22 protein-coding genes are annotated in these 25,427 nt (G+C 73.7%); 11 read left to right on the plus strand and 11 right to left on the minus strand.

The window, feature by feature from the left end:
• The first annotated feature begins 57 nt into the window (after positions 1-57).
• From K7640_RS26340 to K7640_RS26370, 7 genes are all read left to right on the plus strand, one after another.
• Complete coding sequence (locus K7640_RS26340) at positions 58-654, plus strand: LemA family protein (protein ID WP_222957617.1); 597 nt, start codon at positions 58-60, stop codon at positions 652-654.
• A gap of 7 nt (positions 655-661) precedes the next feature.
• A complete protein-coding gene (locus K7640_RS26345; protein ID WP_222957618.1) occupies positions 662-2,593 on the plus strand; it encodes a M48 family metallopeptidase in 1,932 nt (643 codons plus the stop codon).
• Between the two features lie 70 nt (positions 2,594-2,663).
• Positions 2,664-3,944: a sensor histidine kinase gene (locus K7640_RS26350; RefSeq protein WP_222957619.1), complete on the plus strand. Its 1,281-nt coding sequence runs from the start codon at positions 2,664-2,666 to the stop codon at positions 3,942-3,944.
• Positions 3,941-4,645 (plus strand): response regulator transcription factor, encoded by a 705-nt coding sequence (locus K7640_RS26355; protein WP_222957620.1) that lies wholly within the window; start codon positions 3,941-3,943, stop codon positions 4,643-4,645. Before K7640_RS26350 ends, K7640_RS26355 begins: the two co-directional genes overlap by 4 nt.
• Before the next feature lie 80 nt (positions 4,646-4,725).
• Entirely contained in the window at positions 4,726-5,619 is an 894-nt protein-coding gene (locus tag K7640_RS26360) for an ABC transporter ATP-binding protein (RefSeq protein ID WP_222957621.1), read from the plus strand.
• Positions 5,616-6,677 carry an ABC transporter permease gene (locus tag K7640_RS26365; protein WP_222957622.1) on the plus strand — a complete coding sequence of 354 codons (1,062 nt, stop codon included), beginning with the start codon at positions 5,616-5,618 and terminating at the stop codon, positions 6,675-6,677. The genes K7640_RS26360 and K7640_RS26365 overlap by 4 nt, the downstream gene beginning before the upstream one ends.
• 131 nt (positions 6,678-6,808) lie before the next feature.
• Positions 6,809-9,070, plus strand: coding sequence for a hypothetical protein (locus tag K7640_RS26370; RefSeq protein ID WP_222957623.1), 2,262 nt, complete (start codon positions 6,809-6,811; stop codon positions 9,068-9,070).
• A 107-nt stretch (positions 9,071-9,177) separates the two neighbouring features.
• On the opposite strand, the gene K7640_RS26375 is transcribed toward K7640_RS26370, so the two are convergent.
• A complete protein-coding gene (locus K7640_RS26375) occupies positions 9,178-9,927 on the minus strand; it encodes a YebC/PmpR family DNA-binding transcriptional regulator (RefSeq protein ID WP_222957624.1) in 750 nt (249 codons plus the stop codon).
• 422 nt (positions 9,928-10,349) lie between these two features.
• Positions 10,350-10,961: an NADPH-dependent FMN reductase gene (locus K7640_RS26380; protein WP_222957625.1), complete on the minus strand. Its 612-nt coding sequence runs from the start codon at positions 10,959-10,961 to the stop codon at positions 10,350-10,352.
• 103 nt (positions 10,962-11,064) lie between these two features.
• Between K7640_RS26380 and K7640_RS26385 the strand changes: the two genes are divergently transcribed.
• A complete protein-coding gene (locus tag K7640_RS26385) occupies positions 11,065-11,979 on the plus strand; it encodes a helix-turn-helix transcriptional regulator (protein ID WP_255610005.1) in 915 nt (304 codons plus the stop codon).
• Here K7640_RS26385 and pdxT read toward each other — a convergent pair.
• The 6 genes from pdxT to pgsA all read right to left on the minus strand — a co-directional run bounded on the left by pdxT (position 11,940) and on the right by pgsA (position 17,180).
• Positions 11,940-12,545 (minus strand): pyridoxal 5'-phosphate synthase glutaminase subunit PdxT, encoded by a 606-nt coding sequence (gene pdxT / locus K7640_RS26390; protein WP_222957627.1) that lies wholly within the window; start codon positions 12,543-12,545, stop codon positions 11,940-11,942. The genes K7640_RS26385 and pdxT overlap by 40 nt on opposite strands.
• A 74-nt stretch (positions 12,546-12,619) precedes the next feature.
• A complete protein-coding gene (gene pdxS, locus K7640_RS26395; protein ID WP_222957628.1) occupies positions 12,620-13,537 on the minus strand; it encodes a pyridoxal 5'-phosphate synthase lyase subunit PdxS in 918 nt (305 codons plus the stop codon).
• A gap of 301 nt (positions 13,538-13,838) precedes the next feature.
• Positions 13,839-14,342 (minus strand): hypothetical protein, encoded by a 504-nt coding sequence (locus K7640_RS26400; RefSeq protein ID WP_222957629.1) that lies wholly within the window; start codon positions 14,340-14,342, stop codon positions 13,839-13,841.
• A gap of 54 nt (positions 14,343-14,396) precedes the next feature.
• Positions 14,397-15,566, minus strand: a complete 1,170-nt coding sequence (locus K7640_RS26405) for a glycosyltransferase family 4 protein (protein ID WP_222957630.1) — start codon at positions 15,564-15,566, stop codon at positions 14,397-14,399.
• 61 nt (positions 15,567-15,627) lie between these two features.
• Positions 15,628-16,563 (minus strand): phosphatidylinositol mannoside acyltransferase, encoded by a 936-nt coding sequence (locus K7640_RS26410; RefSeq protein ID WP_222957631.1) that lies wholly within the window; start codon positions 16,561-16,563, stop codon positions 15,628-15,630.
• Positions 16,560-17,180, minus strand: a complete 621-nt coding sequence (pgsA, locus tag K7640_RS26415; protein WP_222957632.1) for a phosphatidylinositol phosphate synthase — start codon at positions 17,178-17,180, stop codon at positions 16,560-16,562. The genes K7640_RS26410 and pgsA overlap by 4 nt, the downstream gene beginning before the upstream one ends.
• Positions 17,181-17,422: 242 nt before the next feature.
• Here pgsA and K7640_RS26420 point away from each other — a divergent pair, with 242 nt between their 5' ends.
• Complete coding sequence (locus tag K7640_RS26420) at positions 17,423-19,582, plus strand: elongation factor G-like protein EF-G2 (protein ID WP_222957633.1); 2,160 nt, start codon at positions 17,423-17,425, stop codon at positions 19,580-19,582.
• Between the two features lie 101 nt (positions 19,583-19,683).
• On the opposite strand, the gene K7640_RS26425 is transcribed toward K7640_RS26420, so the two are convergent.
• On the minus strand, positions 19,684-20,685 hold the full coding sequence (locus K7640_RS26425) for an aldo/keto reductase (protein ID WP_222957664.1): 1,002 nt from the start codon (positions 20,683-20,685) through the stop codon (positions 19,684-19,686).
• 125 nt (positions 20,686-20,810) lie between these two features.
• On the opposite strand from K7640_RS26425, the gene K7640_RS26430 reads away from it, so the two are divergent.
• On the plus strand, positions 20,811-21,296 hold the full coding sequence (locus K7640_RS26430) for a hypothetical protein (protein ID WP_255609992.1): 486 nt from the start codon (positions 20,811-20,813) through the stop codon (positions 21,294-21,296).
• Positions 21,297-21,380: 84 nt separating this feature from the next.
• On the opposite strand, the gene K7640_RS26435 is transcribed toward K7640_RS26430, so the two are convergent.
• Both K7640_RS26435 and thrS read right to left on the minus strand, forming a co-directional pair.
• On the minus strand, positions 21,381-21,938 hold the full coding sequence (locus tag K7640_RS26435; protein WP_374198127.1) for an HIT domain-containing protein: 558 nt from the start codon (positions 21,936-21,938) through the stop codon (positions 21,381-21,383).
• 119 nt (positions 21,939-22,057) lie between these two features.
• Positions 22,058-24,070 carry a threonine--tRNA ligase gene (gene thrS, locus K7640_RS26440; RefSeq protein ID WP_222957634.1) on the minus strand — a complete coding sequence of 671 codons (2,013 nt, stop codon included), beginning with the start codon at positions 24,068-24,070 and terminating at the stop codon, positions 22,058-22,060.
• A 216-nt stretch (positions 24,071-24,286) separates the two neighbouring features.
• On the opposite strand from thrS, the gene K7640_RS26445 reads away from it, so the two are divergent.
• A complete protein-coding gene (locus tag K7640_RS26445) occupies positions 24,287-25,384 on the plus strand; it encodes a YcnI family protein (RefSeq protein WP_222957635.1) in 1,098 nt (365 codons plus the stop codon).
• The last annotated feature ends 43 nt before the right edge of the window (positions 25,385-25,427 follow it).

Consider the following 25,427-nt stretch of genomic DNA (forward strand, 5'->3'; position numbering starts at 1 on the left):
TGGACCGACGAACGTACGATGATCAGCGCAGATCCGACGCGTACCGAGGGAGCGGCCGTGGAACTGATCATCGGGTTGGTGTGTCTGGTATTGATCGTCGTGGCGGTGCTCGGTTTCGGCGTCTCGATCTACAACGGGCTGGTCCGGGCCCGTAACGCGTACCGCAACGCGTTCGCCCAGATCGACGTGCAGCTCGTCCGGCGGCACGACCTCATCCCCAACCTGGTCGAGACGGCCAAGGGCTACCTCCGGCACGAGCGGGAGACCCTCGAAGCGGTGGTCAACGCCCGCAACGCCGCCGTCAACGCGCAGGCCACCGCCGCCGCGGCCCCCGGCGACCCGGCCGCCATGCAGCAGCTCAGCGGCGCGGAGAACATGCTCACCGCCACCCTGGGCCGGCTGTTCGCGCTCTCCGAGGCGTACCCGGACCTCAAGGCCAACCAGAACATGATGCAGCTGTCGGAGGAGCTGACCTCGACGGAGAACCGGGTCGCCTTCGCCCGCCAGGCGTACAACGACGCGGTGATGACCTACAACAACAAGCGCGAGGTCTTCCCCGCCAGCCTGCTCGCGGGGATGTTCTCATTCGGGCCGGCGGCGCTGTTCCAGCCGGACGACCCGCAGCAGCGCCAGGCCCCGCAGGTCTCCTTCTGATTCCCCGATGAACTTCTTCGAACGGCAGCGCCAGGTCCGCCGGCTGTCGACCCGGTTGGTGCTGCTGTTCGTGCTGGCCGTGATCGGCATCGTGGTGGTGGTCAACCTCGCCGCGGTGCTCGCGTTCAACGCCACCGCCGGGCCGCCGGAGCAACTGCTCGGACTGATCGCCGTGGTCAGCCTCTGCACGGTCGCGGCGATCGGGCTGGCCGCGCTGGTGCGTACGCTGGCGCTGCGCGGCGGCGGCGGGAAGGTCGCCCGCGAGCTGGGTGGGGTGCCGGTCCCGGCGAACACCACCGACCCGGAGCTGCGCCGGCTGCGCAACGTGGTCGAGGAGATGGCACTGGCCTCCGGCGTGCCCGTTCCCGAGGTCTACCTGCTGCCGGAGGAGGCGGCGATCAACGCCTTCGCCGCCGGCTGGGGCCCGTCCGACGCCGCCGTCGCGGTCACCCGGGGCGCGCTGCAACGGCTCAACCGCGACGAACTCCAGGGCGTCATCGCCCACGAGTTCGCCCACGTGGTCAACGGCGACATGCGGCTCAACATCCGGCTGATGGGCCTGCTGTTCGGCATCCTCTTCCTGACCGTGATCGGTCGGGGCCTGACGCAGGCCGGCCTGCTCGGCGGCGGGCGCAGCCGCAACAACAGCGGCGGCGGGGCGAACCCGTTGCCGCTGATCGGGCTGGCGCTGCTCGTCGCCGGATACGTCGGCGTCCTCGCCGGGCGGCTCATCCAGGCCTCGGTGTCCCGGCAGCGGGAATACCTGGCCGACGCCTCGGCGGTGCAGTACACCCGGCAGACCCGGGGGATCGCCGGGGCGCTGAAGAAGATCGGCGGCCTGAGCGACGGCTCCGAGCTGCGGTCGCCCAAGCGCGACGAGGTCGGCCACATGCTCTTCGGCGAGGCGGCCCGGGCCTCCTGGTTCGCCACCCATCCCCCGCTGGCCGACCGGATCAGGGCGCTGGAGCCGTCGTTCGACCCGGCCGAGCTGCAACAACTGTCCCGGCGGTGGGCGGCGGCGCCGCCGTCGGGCCGGCAGGAGGACGTCGCCCTCGGCCTGGCCCCGGCCACCCCCACGGCGGGTCCCGCCGCGCCGGCCGACACCCGGGTACGCGTCTCACCCGACGAGGTGCTGGGCCGGGTGGCCGCCCCCACCGAGACCGCCTACACCCACGCCGCGGCGATCCTCGACCGGATCCCCGATCCCCTGCTGGACCAGGCCCGCGACCGGGCGGCGGCCGTACCGCTGCTGCTCGGCCTGCTGCTCAGCGCCGACCCGCAGGTCCGGCAACACCAGCACGCCGCGCTGGCGCAGCGGCACGGCCAGGCCCTGGCCGACGCCGCCCTGCGCGCGGCGGACGCCCCGGCCGGGCTGCCAGCCGCGCTGCGGCTGCCGCTGGCCGAGCTGACCTTCCCGGCGCTGCGCGACCGGCCGGGCCCCGAGCTGGAGGCGCTGCTGGCGACCGTGTTCACCCTGATCCACGCCGACGGCGCGATCGACGTGACCGAATACTGCCTGTCCCGGCTGCTGCTGTCCGAGCTGCAGGAGGCGCTGCGGCCGGACTCCCGCTGGCGCACCGACCGGCGCAAGCTCACCGACGCCCGCACCGCGGCGGGCTACCTGCTCGCCACCCTCGCCCAGATCGGGCACGACGACCGGTCCGCCGCCGAACGGGCCTTCCGGGCCGGCGTCGCCGCCCTGCTGCCCGGGACCGACCTGCCGTACGCGCCGCCGGAGAACGGCGTGCTGGCGCTGGAGACCGCCTGGCCGGTGCTCGACGGGTTGCGCCCGGCCGACAAGGAACGGCTGGTCGCGGCGGTGGTGGCGGTGATCGGCCACGACGGGACGATGACCGTCGCCGAGGTGGAGCTGCTCCGGACGATCTGCGGCCTGCTGCACTGCCCGCTGCCACCGATGGCCGGCCACGGCATCGGCTGACTGTGAGCGGGACGGCAGGTCACCGGGCCGGTGCGGGCGCACCGACGGCCCGGATGACATCCTCGGCAGGGTGAGCACCGAGACGGGCGACGGCTGGCGGCGGCCGGGCCCCACCGCCGAACAGCAGCGCCTGGACCGGTACGCCGGCCTGGGCGCCACCGCCCTGGCCCTGCTCAGCCTCACCCTGGCCCGCAGCACCGGCACCTTCCTGCTGGGGCCGCCGCCGTCCGGCCTGGAACAGGTGCTCTGGACCGTCGCGGTGCCGCTGCCGCTGATCTGGCGGCGGCGCTTCCCCGCCGCCACCACGCTGGTCATCGCGGCCGCGTTCATCGGCTCGCAGGCCCGCGCCGTCCCCGAGTGGCAGCTGTCCCAGTGGGCGTTGTTCGGCGCCCTCTACACCCTGGGCGCCTGGGGACCGGACCGCCGGCTGTCGCGCCGGCTGCGGCTCGGCGTGATCGGCGCCATGTTCGGCTGGCTCGGCATCTCGTACGCGCTGCGCTACGCCGACCTGCGCGCCGAACCGTTCGCCGACGCGATCGGGCCGGTGCCGCCGATGCTCGCCGCGATGATCGCCGGGGTGCTGGTCAACATCCTCTTCTTCGGGTTCGCGTACTTCATCGGGGAGACCGCCTGGCTCGCCGCCTGCCGGCAGCACGAGCTGGCCCGGCAGGCCGAGCAGCTGCGCCGGTCGCAGGCGGAGACCCGGGAGCACGCGGTGGTCGGTGAGCGGGTCCGGATCGCCCGCGAGCTGCACGACGTGGTCGCCCACCACGTCTCGGTGATGGGGGTGCAGGCGTCGGCCTGCCGGCGGGTCTTCGACAAGGACCCGGCGAAGGCCCGGGTGGCGCTCACCGCGATCGAGGAGACCGCCCGGACGGCGGTGGAGGAGCTGCGCCGGATGCTCGGCGTGCTGCGGGCCTCCGACGGCGACAGCGAACGCGCCGCGCGGGCCGCCGGGATCGACCAGCTCGACGCCGTGGTGGAGCGGGCCCGGGAGTCGGGGCTGCGGGCCACCCTGGGGGTGTACGGGGAGCCGAGGCCGCTGCCCGAGTCGCTGTCCCAGGCCGCGTACCGGGTGGTGCAGGAGGCCACCACGAACGCGTTGAAACACGCCACCGGGGCGAGCCTGCTCGACGTGCGGGTCCGCTACCTGGCACACGAGGTGGAGGTAGAGGTGACCGACGACGGCCGGGCCACCCGGGCGGCGAACGCCGACGGGCTGGGCCTGATCGGGATGCGCGAACGGGTGCACACCCACGGCGGTGAACTCACCGCCGGTCCGCGCACCGGCGGTGGCTGGCGGGTCCGGGTGCGCTTCCCGCTGCCGGTCACGGCGGGACGGCCGGCATGAGCGCCGGGCCTCTCCCGCCCGGCGACGCCGGCGCGCCGATCCGGGTGCTGCTCGCCGACGACCAGCATCTGGTCCGCGCCGGCTTCCGGGTCATCCTCGAGGTGGAGGACGACATCGAGGTGGTCGGCGAGGCGGCCGACGGCGAACGGGCGGTCGCCATGGCCCGCGCGCTCCGTCCCGACCTGGTGTTGATGGACGTGGAGATGCCCGGGGTCGACGGGTTGACGGCCACCGGGCGGATCAGCGCGGACGGGGACGGGCCGGCGGTGCTGATCCTCACCACCTTCGACCGGGACGACTACCTGTTCGCCGCGCTGCGCGCCGGGGCCAGCGGCTTCCTGCTCAAGAACGGCACCCCGGAGGCCCTGGTCGAGGCGATCCGGGTGGTGGCCCGCGGCGACGGTCTGCTCGCCCCGGAGATCACCCGGCGGGTGATCGCCACCTTCGCCCGGCCGGGCGCCCCGACCGGCGGCGGGTCCGATCCGGCGGCGGCGCTGCGCGACCTCACGCCCCGGGAGCGGGAGGTGCTGGTGCTGGTCGCCGGGGGCGCCAGCAACGCCGAGATCGCCGCCGCGCTGCGGCTGGGCGAGGCCACCGTGAAGTCACACGTCAGCCGGGTGCTGGCCAAACTCGGCCTGCGCGACCGGGTGCAGGCGGTGGTCTTCGCGTACGAGAACGGGGTGGTCCGGCCGGGCGGGTGAGGGCGTCCGCCGCGCGGCGGAGGGCCGATCTCCGTCGGCGGGCGGACGGCAGCCGATCATCGACGCCCTAGCGTTACGCCGTGACCAGCGTGCTCCGCCTCGACGGTGTCGACCGCAGCTTCGGCGACCGGCAGGTGCTCAGGAATGTGTCCTTCGATGTGGTCGCCGGCCGGATGACCGGCTTCGTCGGCGGCAACGGCGCCGGCAAGACCACCACCATGCGGATCGTCCTCGGCGTGCTCGCCGCCGACGCCGGGCAGGTGACCTGGCAGGGCGCCCCGCTGAGCCGGGAGGCCCGGCGGCGCTTCGGCTACATGCCGGAGGAACGGGGCCTCTATCCGAAGATGAGCGTCCGCGAGCAGGTGGTCTACCTGGGCCGGTTGCACGGGCTGACCACCGAGGCCGCCCGCCGGGCGACCGACGCGCTGCTGGAGCGGGTCGGGCTCGCCGAGCGGGGCGACGACCTGCTGGAGACGCTGTCGCTGGGCAACCAGCAGCGCGCCCAGATCGCCGCCGCCCTGGTGCACGACCCCGAGGTGCTGGTGCTCGACGAGCCCTTCTCCGGCCTGGACCCGCTGGCCGTGGACACCATCGTGGCGGTGCTGCGCGAGCGGGCCGCCGCCGGTGCGCCGGTGCTCTTCTCCAGCCACCAGTTGGACGTCGTCGAACGGCTCTGCGACGACCTGGTGATCATCGCGGACGGCACGATCCGCGCCGCCGGCAGCCGGGAGGAGTTGCGCGCGGCGTACACCTCGCCCCGGTTCGAGCTGGTGGTGGAGACCGACGCCGGCTGGCTGCGGGACCAGCCCGGGGTGAGCCTGGTCGACCTCGACGGCGCCCGCGCCGTGTTCGACCTCGCGCCCGGCGCCGACGAGCAGCCGGTGCTGCACGCGGCGCTGGCCCGCGGCCCGGTGCGCGCGTTCCGCCCGGTCGCCCCGTCCCTCACCGAGATCTTCCGAGAGGTCACCCAGTGAACACCGTCGAGGCCAGCCGCCTGGTCGCCGCCCGGGAGATCCGGGTCAAGCTGCGCGACCGTACCTTCCTGATCAGCACGCTGATCTTCTTTCTGATCGCCGCGGCGGCGACCTTCCTGCCGCCGCTGCTGGCCGGCGGCCCGCCCAGCGTGGCGGCGACCGAGGCGGCGGCCGGCCCGCTGCGCGCGGCGGGCCTGGAGGTGCGCACGGTGCCCGACGACGCCGCCGCCGAGTGGGCGGTCCGCGACGGCGAGGTGGACGCCGCGGTCGTCGCCGGCCCGGCCGTGCTCGCCATGACCGACGCCCCCGACAAGGTGATCTCCGCGCTGAGCAACGAACCCCCGGTCCGGCTGCTGGACCCCGACGCGGTGGACCCGGTGCTGGCCTTCCTGGTGCCGTTCGCCTTCGCCTTCGTCTTCTTCGTCACCTCGCAGACCTTCGGGGTGCAGATCGCGCAGAGCATCATCGAGGAGAAGCAGACCCGGATCGTGGAGATCCTGGTCGCCGCGGTGCCGGTGCGCGCCCTGCTGGCCGGCAAGATGATCGCCGGCACCATCCTGGCGCTCGGGCAGATCGGCCTGGTGGCCCTGGTCGCGGTGGTCGGCACGGCGGTCGGCGACAACAGCGGCCTGCTGTCCCTGCTGGGGCCGGCGATCGGCTGGTTCATCCCGTTCTTCCTGCTCGGCTTCGTGCTGATCGCGGCGATGTGGGCGGCGGCCGGCGCGCTGGTCAACCGGCTGGAGGACATCGGCGGTGTGGCGATGCCGGTGCAGCTCGCGGTGATGCTGCCGTTCTTCGCGGTGATCTTCTTCAACGACAACGCCACCGTCATGCGGGTGCTGTCCTACCTGCCGTTCTCGGCGCCGACGGCGATGCCGGTGCGGCTGTTCACCGGGGACGCGGCCGGCTGGGAACTGCCGGTGTCGCTGCTGGTGCTGCTGGTGACGGCGGTCGGGTTCCTGCTCGCCGGGGCCCGGGTGTACGAGGGGTCGCTGCTGCGCACCAACGGCCGTACCTCGCTGCGCACCGCCTGGCGCGAGCGCGAGACGGTGAGCTGACACCGTGGCGTCCTCCGCCGGCGCGTCGGCGAGTCCGCCGATCGGGTCCGCACGGCTCTGAGCTGCGGTTATTCTGCCGACAAGAGGCTGAAGCCTCGGCCGGCCGGAGCCGACGGTGTCGGGAGGATGTCGTGGGGGGCGGGGACTGGCGCGAGCACCTCGACTTCACCCCCGACGCCCGTGAGTGGCGGATGCTCGACCGGGTCGCCGAGGGCAAACCGGCCGCGTTCGACGAGCGGCTCGGCGACGAGGTGGGTGCCGCCGCCGTCCGGTTTCTCTGTTCGGCCCTCGACAAGCCGGTCGTCCTCGTCGGCGCCCGGATTCGGGGCCGGCTGGACCTTGCCCGGCTCCGGCTCACGCACCCGCTGACGTTTCGTCACTGCTGGTTCGGCGACGGGGTCGACCTGACCGGAGCGACGTGCGACGAGCCGATCGAGTTCGACGACTGCCACCTCAACGGCCTCACCGCCGATGGCCTGCGCGCCTGCAAGGACATCAGTGCCGTCCGCTGCGAGATCGACGGGGCCAGTTTCGCCGGCGCCCACCTGGAGCACGACCTGAGACTCAGCGGCAGCAAGCTGAACCACCGGCCCAGTTGCGCCGCTTTCCACGGCCCGGACATGGTCATCGAGGGCGGGCTGTTCCTGGACCGGGTGGTAGTCACCGGCGGGGTGACGCTGGATTCCAGCTACGTCGCGGCCGATCTCGACTGCCGGGGCGGGCAGTTCCGCAACGACTCGGCGACGGCCATCGACGCGAGCTGGGTGACCGTGGGCCGGGAGTTGCGCTGCGACGAGGGGTTCCAGGCCTACGGGGAGGTGCGGCTCTGCTGGGCACGGGCTGACCTGGTCTCGTTCCGCAACGGCGTGCTGAACAATCCCAGCGGGCTGGCGCTGCGCGCCGACTCGTTGCACGCCACCATCGGCTGCTACCTCGACCAGCGGTTCCAGGCGACCGGCACCGTACGGTTGGTCGGCGCGCAGATCGCCGGCGAGCTGAGCGCCTCGGGCGGCACGTTCGACGGCCACGCCGACGCGGCCATCGTGGCGGAGCGGTTGGCCGCCAAGGACGTCTACCTCGACCGGGGTTTCCGTGCCCGCGGCGCCGTACGGCTGGTCGGCGCGCACCTGGAGCGCCAACTCACCTGCACCGGGGGCCACTTCGAGAATCCCTCCGGCCACGCCTTGGACGCGACCGGGCTGCTCTGCCGGGGCAGCGTCTACCTCGACCGCGATCCCAAGCTCGACCAGGGCTTCACCGCCCACGGTCAGGTGCGGCTGTGCGGGGCCAGCGTCACCGAGGCGGTCGCCTGCTCGGGCGGCCTGTTCGAGTGCGAGGACGGGGTCGCGCTCGACGCGGACGGCCTGACCACCGAGGGCGATGTCACGCTCAACGAGGGCTTCCGCGCCATCGGCCAGGTCCGACTCACCCGGGGCACCGTCGGCCGACAGCTCGACTGCCGCGGCGGCGCCTTCAAGGCCCCGGGCGGCGTCGCGCTGGACCTGACCGGCCTGGTCGGGCACGGCGACGTGCTGCTCACCCACGGCTTCCGGGCGGTCGGCGAGGTCCGGCTCCGGGACGCGAACGTCGACCGGGACGTGGACCTGACCGGTGCCCACCTCACCCACGCCGACGAGACGTCACTGGACGCCTTCGGGCTGCGCGCCCGGGGGTCCCTCATCCTGCTGCCGGCGGAGCGGCCCACCAGGACGATCGACCTTCGATACGCCGCCGTCAACCGGCTACAGGACCGCGAGGTGAGCTGGCCGGACGACGGCGCGGAGTGGGAGGGCTTCACCTACCAGAGTGTCGACAGCAGCCTCACCCACCGCCAACGCATCGAGATCCTCAACCGGATGCGGCACTACTCGCTCCAGCCGTACCAGCAGCTCAGCAAGGTGTACCGGACGGCGGGCCGGGATCGGGAGAATCGCGAGGTCGCGATCACCGGCCTGAACCAACTCCGCCGGAAGGACAACCTGACGCGCGCCTCGAAGGTGTGGAGTCACTTCCTGGGCATCGTGGTCGGGTACGGCTACAAACTGCACCGGCCGCTGTACGTGGTCATCCCGCTCATCATCGCCAACGCGTTTCTCTACCACAGCGCCGAGCACCACGATCTGATGGAGCCGGCGGGCGCCCGCACCGACACCGGTCCGCACGTCGACACCAACCACTGCCCCGACAACTATCCGTGCTTCAATCCGGCCGCGTACTCGGTCCAACTGATGATTCCCCTGCTGAACCTGTACCAGGTCGACAAGTGGATACCCGACGCCAGCAAGGCCTGGGGGACGCAGCTGCTGATCTGGACCTGGCTCATGATCCTGGTTGGCTGGGCGGCCGGCCTCGCGATCGCCGCCGGGATCAACGCCTCGTTGCGCAAGGAGTAGGACCGATCGGTACGCGCCGGTTCGGGTGAACGGCGGTCGACGAAAGACACCTCCCGGACAGCGACCTGTCCGGGAGGTGCTCACGGCGGGGCCGGGCTCGGCCAGGGTCAGCCGACGGCCGCCATGATCTCGTCGCTGACGTCGAAGTTGGCGTAGACGTTCTGCACGTCGTCGCTGTCCTCCAGCACGTCGATCAGCTTGAAGATCTTGCGCGCGCCCTCCTCGTCCAGCGGCACGCTGACGCTGGGGATCAGGGAGGACTCGGCCGACTCGTACTCGATGCCGGCGTCCTGCAGGGCGGTGCGGACCGCGATCAGGTCGGTCGGCTCGGAGACCACCTCGTACGCCTCGCCGAGGTCGTTGACCTCCTCGGCACCGGCGTCGAGGACCGCCAGCATCACGTCGTCCTCGGTGGTGCCGGCCTTCGGCACGATCACCACGCCCTTGCGGGAGAACATGTACGACACCGAGCCGGCGTCGGCGAACGAGCCGCCGTTGCGGGTCAGCGCGGTGCGTACCTCGGTGGCGGCGCGGTTGCGGTTGTCGGTCAGGCACTCGATCAGCAGCGCGACGCCGTTCGGGCCGTAGCCCTCGTACATGATCGTCTGGTAGTCGGCGCCGCCGGCCTCCAGGCCGGAGCCGCGCTTGACCGCGCGGTCGATGTTGTCGTTCGGGACCGAGTTCTTCTTGGCCTTCTGGATGGCGTCGAAGAGGGTCGGGTTGCCGGCCGGGTCACCGCCGCCGGTACGCGCCGCGACCTCGACGTTCTTGATCAGCTTGGCGAACATCTTGCCGCGCTTGGCGTCGATGACCGCCTTCTTGTGCTTGGTCGTCGCCCACTTTGAGTGGCCGGACATCTGTTACCTCCGTTGCTACCCGCCGTCTGCATCGACCGCACCGCGCACGTCCCGCTCCCGCCGGCGCACGCGGAGGTGCCGGTCAGCTCTGGTGGAAGCCGTGACGGGCAGATGGCCCTGCCGAATCTCGACAATCCTACCGACGTGCGGCGGGTGACCGTCACCCGCCGCACGTCGCCGACCGCGCCGATCACCACAGACCGCGTGTTTCGGTTCAAACCACTAACCCATGCCGTACGACCCCAGCACGGTGAACGCCGCCACGTCCCGCTGCTCGCAGCGCTCCTTCAGATTGGCCCGACAGCCCCGGAAACCGGACGGCCGGAGCCGGACAGTTCACTCGTACACCTCGCCGGGCACTGACAGGTGCTCGTCCAGCCGGTCCGGGCGGACCCGGTACCGGATCAGGACCGTCTCCATGCTCACGCCACCGGTGCCGGCTCGCGTGCGGCGTCGAGCAGGTCGGTGAGCAGCGCCGTGACCGCCGCCGCCCGGTCCTCGCCGGGCGCCACCCGCGCGACGGCGGTCGGGTCGGACAGCTCGCCGCCCGGCCACTCGAAGTCGGCGAACAGCCCCAGCTCGACGTGCTCGTCCACCACCCGTGCCCCCACCTCGCTGAGGATGTCCCGCAGGTGCCCGGCCGCCCACCCGCCGCCATCAACGCCGTAGGACAGCACACCGGCGGGTCTGCCGCGCCACTCGGCGTCCAGGTAGTCGATGGCGTTCTTGAGCACGGCGGGGATCGAGTGGTTGTACTCCGGGGTGACGAAGACGAAGGCGTCACACCCGGCCACCACCGCCGACCAGCACCGAGTGTGCTCCTGCCGGTAGTCGCCGAACCGCGCCGGCACCGGTTCGTCGAGCAGCGGCAGCCGCTGCTCGGCGAGATCGATCACCTCGACGGCCGCCACGCCGGAGCGTACCGACGGGTGCCGGGCGGCCACCTCGGTCAGCCATCCCGCCACCGCCGGCCCCCGTCGGCCCGGCCGACTGCTGCCCACGACCACGCCGATCACGAAAGGTTTCTTGTCCATGCCCCCATCGAACCGAGGCACCGGCCCGGGCGGGAGGCCGGCGCGAGGGTGGCCCTGACGGGGACACCCTCGCGGCCACCGGCAGCGGCAGACTGGCACCGTGATGGACGGCGAACTGGGTGCGTTCCTGCGCAGCCGACGGGAGGCGGTGCGACCCGAGCAGGTGGGACTGCCCGCCGGCCCCCGGCGGCGCACGCCGGGACTGCGCCGGGCGGAACTCGCGACGTTGGCGCAGGTCAGCGTGGAATACCTGACCCGGCTGGAGCAGGGCCGCGACAGCCGTCCCTCACCGGAGATCCTCGCCGCGCTGGCCGACGCGCTTGGGCTCGACGCGGACGACCGGGAACACCTGCGGCAACTCGCCTCGGCCAACCACAGCAGCCAGTTGTGCTCCGGGCGGCGCCCGTCGGCCTCGCTCACGGTCCGCCCGCAGGTGCGCGCCCTGCTGGACTCGCTGCGGGACCGGCCGGCGTACCTGCTCAACCGGCTGGGCGACGTGCTGGCCTGGAACGAACCGTTCGATCGGCTGGCCCGCACGCTCGGCCTGTTCGACGGCGACCGACCCAATCTGGTCTGGTTCGTCTTCACCGACGAACGCGCCCGGGAGCACTTCCCCGACTGGGCGGAGCTGGCCGACCAGCAGGTCGCCGAGCTGCACCGGCTGCGCCAGGGCGACGCCGCCACCGACGCGTTCGCCGAACGGCTCGGCCGCACCGTCGGCACGGCGTTCACCTCGCGCTGGCGGCGCCGGCCGGTCGCGACGCGGTCCAGCGGCGTGCGCCGGTTGCGGCATCCGGAGGTCGGGCCGCTCCGCCTGGCGTACGAAACCTTGGCACTCGCCGACGACCAGCAGCGACTCGTGGTCCAGTCGCCCGCCGACGCCGCCACCGCCGACGCGCTGGACCGCCTGCTGGGCCGCCATCCCGGCGCCCTCCGCCCGGTCGCCGGCGGACCCCGCGGCGCTGGTCGACGCGACGATCAGCCGGCGGACGCCGTGCGGACCATCTCCACGAAGTAGCGGTGCAGCCGCAGGTCGCCGGTGAGTTCCGGGTGGAACGAGGTGGCCAGCAGGTTGCCCTGCCGGACCGCCACGATCCGGTCCCCGGCCGGCCCCTCGGCGACCCGGCCCAGCACCTCGACGCCGTCGCCGACCCGCTCGACCCAGGGCGCCCGGATGAAGACCGCGTGGAACGGCCCGCCGTCGACGCCGGTGAGCGCCACCGGCGCCTCGAACGAGTCCACCTGCCGGCCGAACGCGTTGCGCCGCACGGTCATCGCGATGCCGTCGAAGCCGCGCTGGTCCGACCGGCCGTCCAGGACCTCGGCGGCCAGCATGATCATCCCGGCGCACGAGCCGTAGACCGGCAGGCCGGCGGCGATCCGCTTGTCGATCGGCTCGCGCAGCTCGAAGATGTCGACCAGCTTGCTGATCGTGGTGGACTCCCCGCCCGGGATGACCAGCCCGTCGACGGCGTCCAGCTCCGCCGGCCGGCGGACCGGGCGGGCGTCGGCGCCGGCCCCGGCCAGCGCCGCGACGTGTTCCCGGACGTCGCCCTGCAGGGCGAGCACACCGATGACCGTCACGGTCCCTCCCTCCGGCTGTTAAGAGGGGGCCCCTGCTATGCAGAATGCGTTAACAGGGGGCCCTTCCTTGCACGTCACCAGCCGCGCTCGGCCAGGCGGTGCGGCTGCGGGATCTCGTCGACGTTGATGCCGACCATCGCCTCGCCCAGGCCCCGGGAGACCTTGGCCAGCACGTCCGGGTCGTCGTGGAAGGTGGTCGCCTTGACGATCGCGGCGGCCCGCTGGGCCGGGTTGCCGGACTTGAAGATGCCCGAGCCGACGAAGACGCCCTCGGCGCCGAGCTGCATCATCATCGCGGCGTCGGCCGGGGTGGCGATGCCGCCGGCGGTGAACAGCACCACCGGCAGCTTGCCGGTCTCGGCGACCTCCTTGACCAGCTCGTACGGGGCCTGGAGCTCCTTGGCGGCGACGAACAGCTCGTCGGTGGGCAGGGACGCCAGGCGGCGGATCTCCTGCCGGATTTTGCGCATGTGGGTGGTGGCGTTGGAGACGTCCCCGGTGCCGGCCTCGCCCTTGGACCGGATCATCGCCGCGCCCTCGGTGATCCGGCGCAGCGCCTCGCCCAGGTTTGTCGCACCGCAGACGAAGGGGACGGTGAACGCCCACTTGTCGATGTGGTTGGCGTAGTCGGCCGGGGTGAGCACCTCGGACTCGTCGACGTAGTCGACGCCGAGCGCCTGGAGGACCTGCGCCTCGACGAAGTGGCCGATCCGGGCCTTGGCCATCACCGGGATGGAGACGGCGGCGATGATGCCGTCGATCATGTCCGGGTCGCTCATCCGGGACACGCCGCCCTGGGCACGGATGTCGGCGGGCACCCGCTCCAGCGCCATCACCGCGACCGCGCCGGCGTCCTCGGCGATCTTGGCCTGCTCGGGGGTGACCACGTCCATGATCACGCCGCCCTTGAGCATCTCGGCCATGCCGCGCTTGACCCGCGCGGTGCCGACGGCGGGGCCGGTTCCGGGGTTCGGGGAGGTGGATTCGGACACGGGGCATCGCTCCTTGGCTACGGGCCGGGGTCGTTCGGGAGAAGGCTACGACGCCGTCGACCCGGAACCGACAGCCAATCAACCCCCCCGTGGCCTGCCCTGTGTCCGCCGTCACCCCGCCTGGCCGCCCGCTCGCGCCCGACATCCCGCACCCCGGCCCCACCTGGGACGAGGACCGCCCGACATCCCGCACCCCGGCCCCACCCCGGGACGAGGACCGGCCGACATGCCGCATCCCGGCCCCCAACCCAGACGAGGACCGGCCGACATGCGGCGGACCGGCCCGGCCTCGGCGGGGCGGTCAGCCGGTGGTGACGTCGGCGGGGACGGTGAGGGTCGGGTCGTCGATGTCGAAGTAGCGCGGCCAGCTGTGCCGCCGCCCCATCCGGAACAGCCGCACCAGCGGCCGGCCGCGCGCCGAGCGGGCGTCCCGCACCAGGTCGGTGTGCACCTGGCGGGCCAGGGCCAGCCGGCGGCTGGCCGCGATCACCGCCGCGCAGTCCCGGTCGGCCGGGTCGAGGTCCACCGTCCGCAGCTGGCGGGTCAGGTCGTTCTCCGCCGCCTCCCGCTCGTCGGGCGCGGCGTCCAGCGCGATCCGGGCCGCCGCGTACAACTCGACGCCGTAGCGGCGCTCGGCGAGCACCGCGGCGGCCGCCGCGCGGCGCAGCAGGTGGGCGTCGAGCGCACGGGCCGCCAGCTCCGCCCGGGCCTGCAACCGCTCGACCCGACCGGCGGTCCAGATCAGGTACGCCGCCACCAGCCCGAGCACCAGGCCCGTACCCACCAGCCACCACATGCCCGGCATCGTACGGGGGCGGGGTTTCCGGTCATCGGGGACGCGGCGGCCGTCACGCGAACGTCACATCCGTTCCGGCAGCCCGGCCCACTCCTGGTCGATGACCCGCCCGTCGGTGGCCTCGATCGCGGCCGCGTACACCTCCAGCACCCGGCGGGCCACCACCGGCCAGTCGAAGTGCGCGACCACCTGGTCGCCGCAGGCCGTCAGCTCGGCCCGCCGGGCCGGGTCGTCGAGCAGCTCGGTCAGCGCCGCGCGCAACGCCACCGCGTCGCCGGTGGGGAAGAGCCGCCCGGCCCGGCCGCCGTCGAGCACCCGGCGGAACGCGTCCAGGTCACTGGCGACCACCGTGGTGCCGGCCGCGAGGGCCTCGGTGAGGATCATCCCGAACGACTCGCCGCCGGTGTTCGGCGCGACGTACAGGTGCACGCTGCGCAGCATGCGCGGCTTCTCCACCTCCGGGATCAGGCCGAGGAAGGTCACCCGCTCGCGCAGCTCGGCGGGGAACCGCGCGTAGAGGTCGTCCCGGTCACCGGGGCCGGCCACCAGCAGGCGCAGCCCCGGCCGGTGCGGGGCCAGCGCGACGAAGGCGTCGCGCAGGATCGGGAAGCCCTTGCGCGGCTCGGTGAACCGGCCGAGGAAACCGACCGTGCCGCCCTGGCCGGGGCCGCACTCCCCCGGCCAGGCGGGCAGCGGGCGGGCGCCGGCGAACCGGGCCACGGTCACCCCGTTGGGGATCTCCACCGCGCCGCCGTCCATGTGTTCGACCTGCACCTTGCGGGCCAGCGCGCTGACCGCGATCCGCGCGGTGATCCGCTCCAGCACGATCCGCAGCACGCCCTGCGCGGCGGCCAGCACCCGGGACCGGGTCATCGCGGTGTGGAAGGTGGCCACCACCGGGCCCCGGGCGCAGAGCACGGCCAGCATGGACAGGCTCAGCGTCAACGGCTCGTGCACGTGCAGCACGTCGAACTCGCCGCGGTTGATCCAGCGCCGCACCCGGGCGGTGGAGACCGGGCCGAACGCGATCCGGGCCACCGAGCCGTTGTACGGCAGCGGCACCGCCCGCCCGGCCGACACCACGTACGGCGGCAGCGGGGCGTCGTCGTCGGCCGGGGCCAGCACGCTTACCTCGTGGCCCAGCCCGATCAGCGCCTCGGCCAGGTCCACCACGTGGTTCTGCACCCCGCCGGGGACGTCGAAGGAGTACGGGCACACGATGCCGATCCGCACGTCAATGCCTTTCGTCCGCGCCCGTGGGGTTCCGTCGCGCCACGTCCACCGCGGGGCCCACTCAGACCGGGCCGGCGGCGGCCGGCCGGGTCGGGGCCGCCCCACCACCCCGGCCGGGCTGGTCGAGCCACATCCGCTGCAACATGTGCCAGTCTTGCGGATGCCGGGCGATGCCCGCCGCCAGACCGTCGGCAATCCGCTGGGTCAGCACCCTGACCCGCTCGTCCAGCGGGCCGGTCGACTCGTCGGGCAGCGGCAGCGGGCCGTCGATCGACGCGCGGGCGGCGTCCGGCTCGTACCACATCGAGGCGACGTAGAGCGGGGCGCCGGTGCGGATCGCGAGCAGCGCGCAGCCGGCGGGCATCCGGGTCCGGCCGCCGAAGAAGTCGACCTCCACGCCCCGGGCGGAGAGGTCCCGGTCGGACAGCAGCGGCACCACCGCCCCCTCCCGCAGCCGGTCCACCAGCACGTCGAACGCCGGGCGTGGGCCGCCGTGGGTGGGCAGGATCTCCATCCCCAGCTCATTCCGGAAGGCCAGGAACCGCTCGTAGACGCCCTCCGGCTTGAGCCGCTCCATGACCGTGGTGATCGGCCAGCCGGTGGCGGCCACCCAGGCGCCCGCCGCGTCCCAGTTACCGGCGTGCGGCAGCGCCACCACCGCGCCCCGCCCGGCGGCCACGTCGGCGGCGAGCTTCTCCACCCCGTCCAGCCGGAAGCCGGCCAGGATCTGCTCCCGGCTCAGCGACGGCAGCCGGAACGCCTCCAGCCAGTACCGGGCGTACGAGCGCAGCCCGGCCCGGACCAGGTCGTCCAGCTCGGCCTCGGGCAGGTCGGGGCCGACCACCCGGCGCAGGTTGGCGCGGAGTCGGGCCGTACCCCCGCCGCCCTTGCGGTGCGCGCGGTCCGCGCCCGCCCGGAAGGCCGCCGCCGCGACCGGCCGGGGCAACGCCCGGACCAGGCGCCAGCCGGCCAGGTAGCCGAGCTCGGTGAGGTTCACTCCGTGCCGACCAACTGGGCCTGCCGGTAGACGTGCGCCATCCGCTGCCCGACCGTGAAGATCGACACGGCGGCCAGCAGCCAGAGCGCGATCTCCAGGGCCAGCGGCACGCCCAGCCCGGTGAGCAGGCCGCCCACCCCGACGATCAGCAGCCGCTCGGTGCGCTCGGCGATGCCCACGTTGCAGCTCATGCCGAGGCCCTCGGCGCGGGCCTTGACGTAGGAGACCAGCCCGCCGGCGGCCAGGCAGATCAGCGCGGCGGCGGTGCCGGCCCGGTCGCCCTCGGTGGCCAGCCAGTAGGCCACCGCGCCGAAGACCGCGCTGTCGGCGACCCGGTCCATGCTCGAATCGAGGAAGGCGCCGAACCGCGTCGCGCCGCCGCTCATCCGGGCCATCGTGCCGTCCAGCAGGTCGGTCAGCGCGAAGACCGTCACGATCAGGGCGCCGGCGACCAGGTGGCCGCGGGCGCCGAAGGCGAGGGCGCCGACGAGCACGCCGAGGGTACCGGTCACGGTGACCGCGTTGGGGGTCACGCCGGCGCGGAGCAGGCCGCGCGCGAGCGGCTCGACGACGCGGGTCATCCCCGCGCGGGCCGACACTTGGAAGATCTTCGCCATGGCGGTCCCACGATAACGGCCGGCGAGGTCGCGCGATACGCCCGGTCAGCCTGGAGGCTTGTGCCGGCCCGGCAAACGGGTGTGAGATCGGACCAGGCGGGTGAGCCAGCTCACCCCGCCGCCCGTCCCGTACCCGCTTGGCAGCAGACCCCCGGAGGATATCGCCGCGGAACCCGCCCGGGCCGCTTCCCCGTCGCGCGCGGCGGTCGCCACCAACCACCGGCTGAGGGAGGTGCGCCCGAATGGCGCAGAGGAATCAGGAGAAGGGTGTCACCGGCGCAGCGCCGGTGGTGACCGGGCCCGACAGGGTTCGCAACGTGGTGCTCGTCGGGCACTCCGGCGCGGGCAAGACCAGTCTGGTCGAGGCGCTGCTCGTGGCGAGCGGCACGATCGGCCGGGCCGGCAGTGTCGTCGACGGCACCACGGTCTGCGACCACGACCCGGCGGCGGTCCGCCAGCAGCGCTCGGTGAGCCTGTGCTGCGCCCCGCTGGTGCACGACGGCGTCAAGGTCAACCTCCTCGACACCCCCGGGTACGCCGACTTCGTCGGCGAGCTGCGGGCCGGGCTGCGGGCCGCCGACGCGGCGCTGTTCGTGGTCTCCGCCGTGGACGGGATGGACGCGGCCACCGCGGCGCTGTGGGAGGAGTGCGCGGCGGTGGACATGCCCCGCGCGGTGGCGGTGGCCCGGCTGGACCACCCGCGCGCCGACTTCGACGAGGCGGTGGCGCTGTGCCAGCGGGTCTTCGGCGACAACGTGCTCCCGCTCTACCTGCCGATGCTCGGCGACGACGGGGTGTCGGTGGCCGGCCTGCTCGGGCTGATCACCCAGCGGGTCTTCGACTACACCGGCGGGCTCCCCGCCGACGTGCGCGAGCCGGACCCGGAGCACCTGCCGGCCATCGCCGAGTCCCGCAACGAGCTGATCGAGGGGATCATCGCCGAGAGCGAGGACGAGACCCTGATGGACCGCTACCTCGGCGGCGAGGAGATCGGCACGGAGATCCTCATCGAGGACCTGGAGAAGGCGGTCGCCCGCGGCCACTTCTATCCGGTGGTGCCGGTCTGCGCGGAGACCGGGGTCGGCCTCGACGCGCTGCTGGAGGTACTGACCGCCGGCTTCCCGTCGCCGCCGGAGCACGACCTGCCCGCGGTGACCGGCGTGGACGGCTCGCCCCGGCCCCCGCTGACCTGCGACCCGGACGGCCCGCTGGTCGCCGAGGTGGTCAAGACCACCGTCGACCGGCACGTCGGCCGGGTCTCCCTGGTCCGGGTCTTCTCCGGCACGCTCCGACCCGACCAGCTGATCCACGTGTCCGGGCACGGCATGACCGACCGCGGGCACCCCGACCACGACGCCGACGAGCGGGTCGGCCACCTCTACAGCCCGCTCGGTGCCAGCCTGCGCGAGGTTCCCGCCTGCGTCGCGGGCGACATCTGCGCGATCACCAAGTCGGGCAGCGCGGAGACCGGTGACACGATCTCCGCCAAGGACGAACCGCTGCTGATCGCCCCGTGGGAGATGCCCGAGCCGCTGCTGCCGGTGGCGATCGTGGCCAAGAGCCGCGCCGACGAGGACGCCCTCGCGCGCAACCTGGCCCGGCTGGTCGCCGGCGATCCGACCATGCGGTTGGAGCGCAACCCGGAGACCCACCAGCTGGTGCTCTGGTGCATGGGCGAGGCGCACGCCGACGTGGTGCTGGACCGGCTGCGCAGCGGCGGGGTGGAGCTGGACACCGAACCGGTGCGGGTGTCGCTGCGCGAGACCTTCACCGCCGGGGCCCGGGGGCACGGCCGGCACGTGAAGCAGTCCGGCGGCCACGGCCAGTACGCCGTCTGCGACATCGAGGTGGAGCCGCTGCCCCGGGGCACCGGCTTCGAGTTCGTGGACAAGGTGGTCGGCGGGGCGGTGCCGCACAACTACATCCCGTCGGTGGAGAAGGGCGTCCGGGCGCAGATGGAGCGGGGGCTGGTCGCCGGGCACCCGGTGGTGGACCTTCGGGTGACCCTCTTCGACGGCAAGGCGCACAGCGTCGACTCCTCCGACGCCGCCTTCCAGACCGCCGGCGCGCTCGCCCTGCGCGACGCCGCCGAGAAGGCCCAGCCGGCGCTGCTGGAACCGGTCGACGAGGTGACCATCCGGGTGCCCGACTCCGCGGTGGGCACGGTGCTCGGCGACCTGTCCGGCCGGCGCGCCCGGGTGCTCGGCACCGAACCGGACCCGGACGCCGAGGGCCGCACCCTGGTCCGCGCCGAGGTCCCCGCCACCGAGCTGCTCCGCTACGCGGTCGAGCTGCGCTCGATGACCGCCGGCGCCGGCACCTTCCGCCGCGAATTCGCCCGCTACGACCCCATGCCCACCCACCTCGCCGACCAGATCCGCAAGGAACACACCCCCGCCTGACCGTCGAGCCCACCCCGTTGATCATGAAGTTTGCGCCCTCGGGGAGCGCTTCCCGGGGCGCAAACTTCATGATCAACGGCATCGGGCGGGTCGGGGGCGGGTCAGGGGCGGGCGGAGGGGATGGGGGGCATCGGCCAGTGCGGGCGGTCGGCGTCGCGCAGGGCGGCCGAGCGGACCGCGGCGAGGCGGCGCTCCACCTCCGCGAAGTGGTCCGGCGCGAGCGGGCCGAGGCGCAGCGCCCCGGCGTTCTCCTCGACCTGGGCCACCGTGCGGCAGCCGGGGATCGGCACCGTCCGGCCGCTGCGGGCCCAGATCCACCCCAACGCCCCCTGGGCGGGCGTACGGCCGTCCGCGGTCAGCACGTCGCGGACCGCGGCGACCCGGCGCAGCCACTCCGGGGCGGGCCGGCCGCCACGGAACCACTCCAGCCAGGTCGGCGCGCTCCCCCGTACGTCGTCGCGGGGCAGCGTGGCGCCGGCGCCGTACTTGCCGGTGAGCAGCCCCATGCCGAGCGGCCCCCGGTTGACGCTGGCCAGGTCGAGCTTGTCGCAGACGGCGAGCAGCTCGGGGGCGTCGCGCAACACCGACAGGCTGTGCTGCACGGCGGTGGCGTGCCGGCCCCGCTGGGCGAAGACGGCGGCCCGGTCGGCCCGGTCGGTGCTCCAGCCGTACGCCCGCACCAGGCCCTCGGCGACCAGCTCCTCGGCGGTGCCGAGCAGCGCCTCGACCCGCGGCACCGGCAGATCGCCCAGGTGCAGCTGGTACAGGTCGATCCGGTCGGTGCCGAGCCGGCGCAGCGAGGCGGTCACCGCCCGCCGCAGGTACGCCGGGCTCGCGTCCTCCCCGGTGGCCTGCCGGGCGGACTCGTCGAACGTGTAACCCCACTTGGTGGCGACCACCGCCTCGTCCCGCCGGCCGGCCAGCGCCCGGCCGAGGACCCGCTCGCCGTGCCCCGCGCCGTACGTGTCGGCGGTGTCGAAGAACGTCACGCCGAGGTCCAGCGCCCGGCGGACCGCGCGGACGGACTCCTCGTCGTCGACCTGCCCCCAGCCCAACGCCCGGCCCGCCTCGGTCCAGGGGCCACCGATCGCCCAGCACCCCATGCCCAGGGCGCTGACCTCGATGCCGCTGCGGCCCAACGTCCGCGTCGTCACTGCCACCGGGGCATCGTGCCATCTCGACGGAGCGGGCGGGCGGGATCGTCACCGATGGTGCAATCATCGACCACATGCGGCGCATGGGGGTGGACGTCGGCGGCGTGATCATCGAGCCGGCCGACTCCGACGAGGACACCTCGTTCTTCGGGGCGCACTGGCGCCGCACCCCGGCGGTGGCCGGCGCGTTCGAGGCTCTGGCGACCCTGGTCGGGCTGGTCGACGAGGTGCACGTGGTGTCCAAGTGCGGCGAGGCGACCGAGCAGCGGACCCGGGAGTGGCTGGCCCACCACGACTTCCACACCCGGACCGGGATCGGGCCGGACCGGCTGCACTTCTGCCGTTCCCGGCCGGAGAAGGCGCCGATCGCCGCCCGGCTCGGGCTCACCCACTTCGTCGACGACCGGCTCGAGGTGCTCGGCTACCTGGGCACCGTCGACCACCGGTACCTGTTCCGCCCGCGCCCGGCCGAGGTGGCGGCGCACGTGCTCCACCTCGGCGCCGTACGCCGGGTGGAGAGCTGGCCGGAGGTGGTCGCCGCGCTACGCGCGACCGGCTGACCCCGGCGGACCGGCCGGTTGCCCGACGGACCCCGCGCTACCCCGACGGACCCGGCCGCGCGGGCGGTCAGGCCGCGCGGGCGGTCAGGCCGGCCAGGCCTTGGCGAGCAGGTCGCGGGTGTCGGTGAGCAACTGCGGCAGGACCTTGGTGCGGGCGACGACCGGCATGAAGTTCGCGTCGCCGCCCCAGCGCGGCACCACGTGCTGGTGCAGGTGGGCGGCGATGCCCGCGCCGGCCACCCCGCCCTGGTTCATGCCCAGGTTGAAGCCGTGCGCGTTGCTGACCCGCCGCACCACCCGCATCGCGTCCTGGGTGAACGCGGCCAGCTCGGCGGTCTCCGGCCCGTCCAGCTCGGTGTAGTCGGCCACGTGCCGGTAGGGGCAGACCAGCAGGTGCCCGGGGTTGTACGGGTACAGGTTGAGCAGCGCGAAGACGCGCTCGCCCCGGGCCACCACGAGGCTCTGTTCGGGCGGCAGGTCCGGCGCCAGGCAGAACGGGCAGCCGGCGGGCTTCTCGTAGCCGCCCTCGGGCCGGTCCTCTCCCGAGATGTAGGTCATCCGGTGCGGCGTCCAGAGCCGTTCCAGGCCGTCCGCCAGGCCGCCCTGGATGCCGTCGCCGGTGTGCCGCTCCGCCCCTGTCACACCGGCGATCCTACGGTCCGGGCCACCGGCACGCCGAGCCGCGCCGCCCGGCACCGACCCGGGCGGGGTGTTAAGCGGGGGCCCCTCCTATACAGAATGCGTTAACAAGGGCACCCTCCTTACACCGTGGCCGAAGGCCCGGTGTTCGTCCGCGACCCCACCACCTCCACCACGTGCGCAACAGCCTCCCCCACCGGCACCCCGTTGCGCTGAGACCCGTCCCGATAGCGGAACGACACCGTGCCGGCGGCCACGTCGTCGTCCCCGGCGATCACCATGAACGGGATCTTCTGCTGCTGGGCGTTGCGGATCTTCTTCTGCATCCGGTCGTCGCCGAAGTCGACCTCGGCCCGGATCCCCTGCTTGCGCAGCGTGGTGACGAACTCCTGGAGGTAGTCGGCGTGGTCGTCGCGGATCGGGATGCCGACCACCTGCACCGGGGCCAGCCAGGCCGGGAACGCGCCGGCGTAGTGCTCGGTGAGCACGCCGATGAACCGCTCGATGGAGCCGAACTTCGCACAGTGGATCATGACGGGCTGCTGCCGGGTGCCGTCGGCCGCCTGGTATTCCAGGCCGAAGCCCTTCGGCTGGTTGAAGTCGTACTGGATGGTCGACAGCTGCCAGGTCCGGCCGATCGCGTCCTTGGCCTGCACCGAGATCTTCGGGCCGTAGAAGGCCGCGCCGCCCGGGTCCGGCACCAGGTCCAGCCCGGTCTCCCGGGCGCACCGCTCGAGCACCTCGGTGGCCGTCGCCCAGTCCGCGTCGGAGCCGACGAACTTCTCCGGCTTCGACTCGTCCCGGGTCGACAGCTCCAGGTAGAAGTCGTCGATGCCGAAGTCCTTCAGCAGGCTGAGCACGAACCCGAGCAGGTGCTTGATCTCGGCCGGCGCCTGCTCCCGGGTGCAGTAGGAGTGCGAGTCGTCCTGGGTCAGGCCACGCACCCGGGTCAGCCCGTGCACCACACCGGACTTCTCGTACCGGTAGACCGAGCCGAACTCGAACAACCGCATCGGCAGCTCACGGTAGGACCGCCCGCGCGACCGGTAGATCAGGTTGTGCATCGGGCAGTTCATCGCCTTGAGGTAGTAGTCCGCGCCCTCCAGCTCCATGGGCGGGTACATGCCATCGGCGTAGTAGGGCAGGTGGCCCGAGGTGTGGAACAGCCCTTCCTTCGAGATGTGCGGCGTCCCGACGTACTGGAAGCCCTCCTCGATGTGGCGGGCCCGGACGTAGTCCTCCATCACCCGCTTGATCACGCCACCCTTGGGGTGGAAGACCGCCAGGCCGGAGCCGATCTCGTCGGGGAAGCTGAACAGGTCCAGGTCCGCGCCGAGCTTGCGGTGGTCGCGCCGGGCGGCCTCCTCCAACAACCGCAGGTACGCCTTGAGCTCGTCCCGGGTCGGCCACGCGGTGCCGTAGACCCGCTGCAACTGCGGGTTCTTCTCGCTCCCCCGCCAGTACGCGGCGGCCGAGCGCATCAGCTTGAACGCGCCGATCAGCCGGGTGTTCGGCAGGTGCGGGCCGCGGCACAGGTCCGACCAGCAGACCTTGTCCTCACCGGCGGCGAGGTTGTCGTAGATGGTCAGCTCGCCGCCGCCCACCTCCATCACCTCGGAGGAGTCCAGCCCCTCCCCCTTGACCTCGATCAACTCCAGCTTGAACGGCTCGGCGGCCAGCTCGGTCCTCGCCTCGTCCAGGCTGTCGAAGCGGCGCCGGCGGAACCGCTGGCCGGACTTGACGATCTCCTGCATCCGCTTCTCGAGCTTGGCCAGGTCGTCCGGCTGGAACGGCTTGTCGACCGCGAAGTCGTAGTAGAAGCCGTTCTCGATCGGCGGGCCGATGCCGAGCTTCGCCTCGGGGAAGACGTCCTGCACGGCCTGGGCGAGCACGTGCGCGGTGGAGTGGCGCAGCACGTTCAGCCCGTCCGGGGTGTCGAGCGCGACCGGCTCGACGCTGGTCTCCTCGGCCGGCTGCCAGTCCAGGTCACGGAGTTGGCCCTGCGGGTCACGGACCACCACGACGGCCTTCGGGCCGGTCATCGGCAGGCCGGCCGCGGCCACCGCGTCGGCCGCCGTGGTCCCGGCGGCCACGACGACGGGGTCGGCCACGACGGGGGTACGGGGTGCGGACACGGTGAACTCCTCGAGAAGACGCGGACGTACGGACACCGCCGGTGACGGCTGGTGACGATGCTATCGGGCGCCTCTTTCCACCCGGGCGTCGGTCTTTGTCGCGTCCCACCCCGCCCGTCCGGGGTCGGGGCCCGGCGGATTGAACCTTTTCGGCCCGCCGTCCGAACCATCAGGTGTGGCCGGAGCCGGTGCCGGCCGGCGAGGGAGGGAACGCGGATGACGAGGACCCGTGGTCGCGGGCGGGTACGGGCGGCCGCCGCCCTGGCCGCCGCCGTGGTCGGGGCGCTGGCCGGGCCGGGTGCGGCGCTGGCCGACGTGACGGTGAGCCCGGACCGGGCGCAGCGGGGTGGCGCGGCCGAACTCACCTTCGTGGTGCCCGAGGAGCGGGCCGGCAGCCGCACCGAGAAGATCGAGGTACGGCTGCCGGCGGCGGCGCCGATCGCCGAGGTCTTCCCGATGTCGGTGCCGGGTTGGGGCCCCCAACTCACCTACCGGAAGCTGGACACGCCGATGCCCGGCATCCACGGCGGGCAGGTGGACAGCGTCACCGCCTCGGTGATCTGGACCCGGGGCACCGGGGCGCCGGCCGGCCCGGCCCGGCTCGGGCTCTCCCTCGGGCCGCTGCCCGAGACCGACCGGCTCGCCTTCGAGGTGATCCAGACGTACGCCGACGGCACGGTGGTCCGTTGGGCCGACCCGGCCGGCGGGGAGCGGCCGGCCCCGGCGCTCGCCCTGGCAGCGGCCCCGCCGGGGGCGCCCGGGCACGACGGCGGCGGGACCGGCCCGGGCATGAGCGGGCACGACACCGGCGGGACCGGGCCGGGCACCGGCGGGCACGACGCGGGCCTCACCGGCCCGGAGTCCGGGGGGCACGGCCCGGCGGTCGCCGGCGAACCGGATGGCGCGCGGCCGGCCGGCGGCGACGGGCCCAGCGCCGACCTGCTGCTCGGCGGCGGCCTGCTGGCCGGACTGGGTGGTGGCGCGGTGCTCGGCTGGGCGGCCAGCCGCTGGCGCCGGCGCCCGGAGACCGACGGCGGTGGCGGCGGCGAGCCGGCGACCGCTGACTCCGCGGACAGCGCACGCACGGACCCCACGGCCACGGACGGCGGGCCGGTGACCGCGGCGCCAGCGGACAGCACCGCCACGGACGCCGAGCCGGCGACCGCCGCGCCAGCGGGCAGCACCGCCACGGACGGCGAACCGGCGACCACCGCCGCCACGAGCAGCGGTCGGGGCTCCGGCGCGGCACCGGATGCCACCCGGCCGGAGCCGGTGGCCGTGCTCTCCGGAACGACCGGGCGGCCCGGTTCCTAGGGCCGCGGCGGCGCGGGCCCGGGCCCGCCCCGCAGCCGGCGGC

Source organism: Micromonospora sp. PLK6-60 (assembly GCF_019890675.1).
GTDB lineage: Bacteria > Actinomycetota > Actinomycetes > Mycobacteriales > Micromonosporaceae > Micromonospora.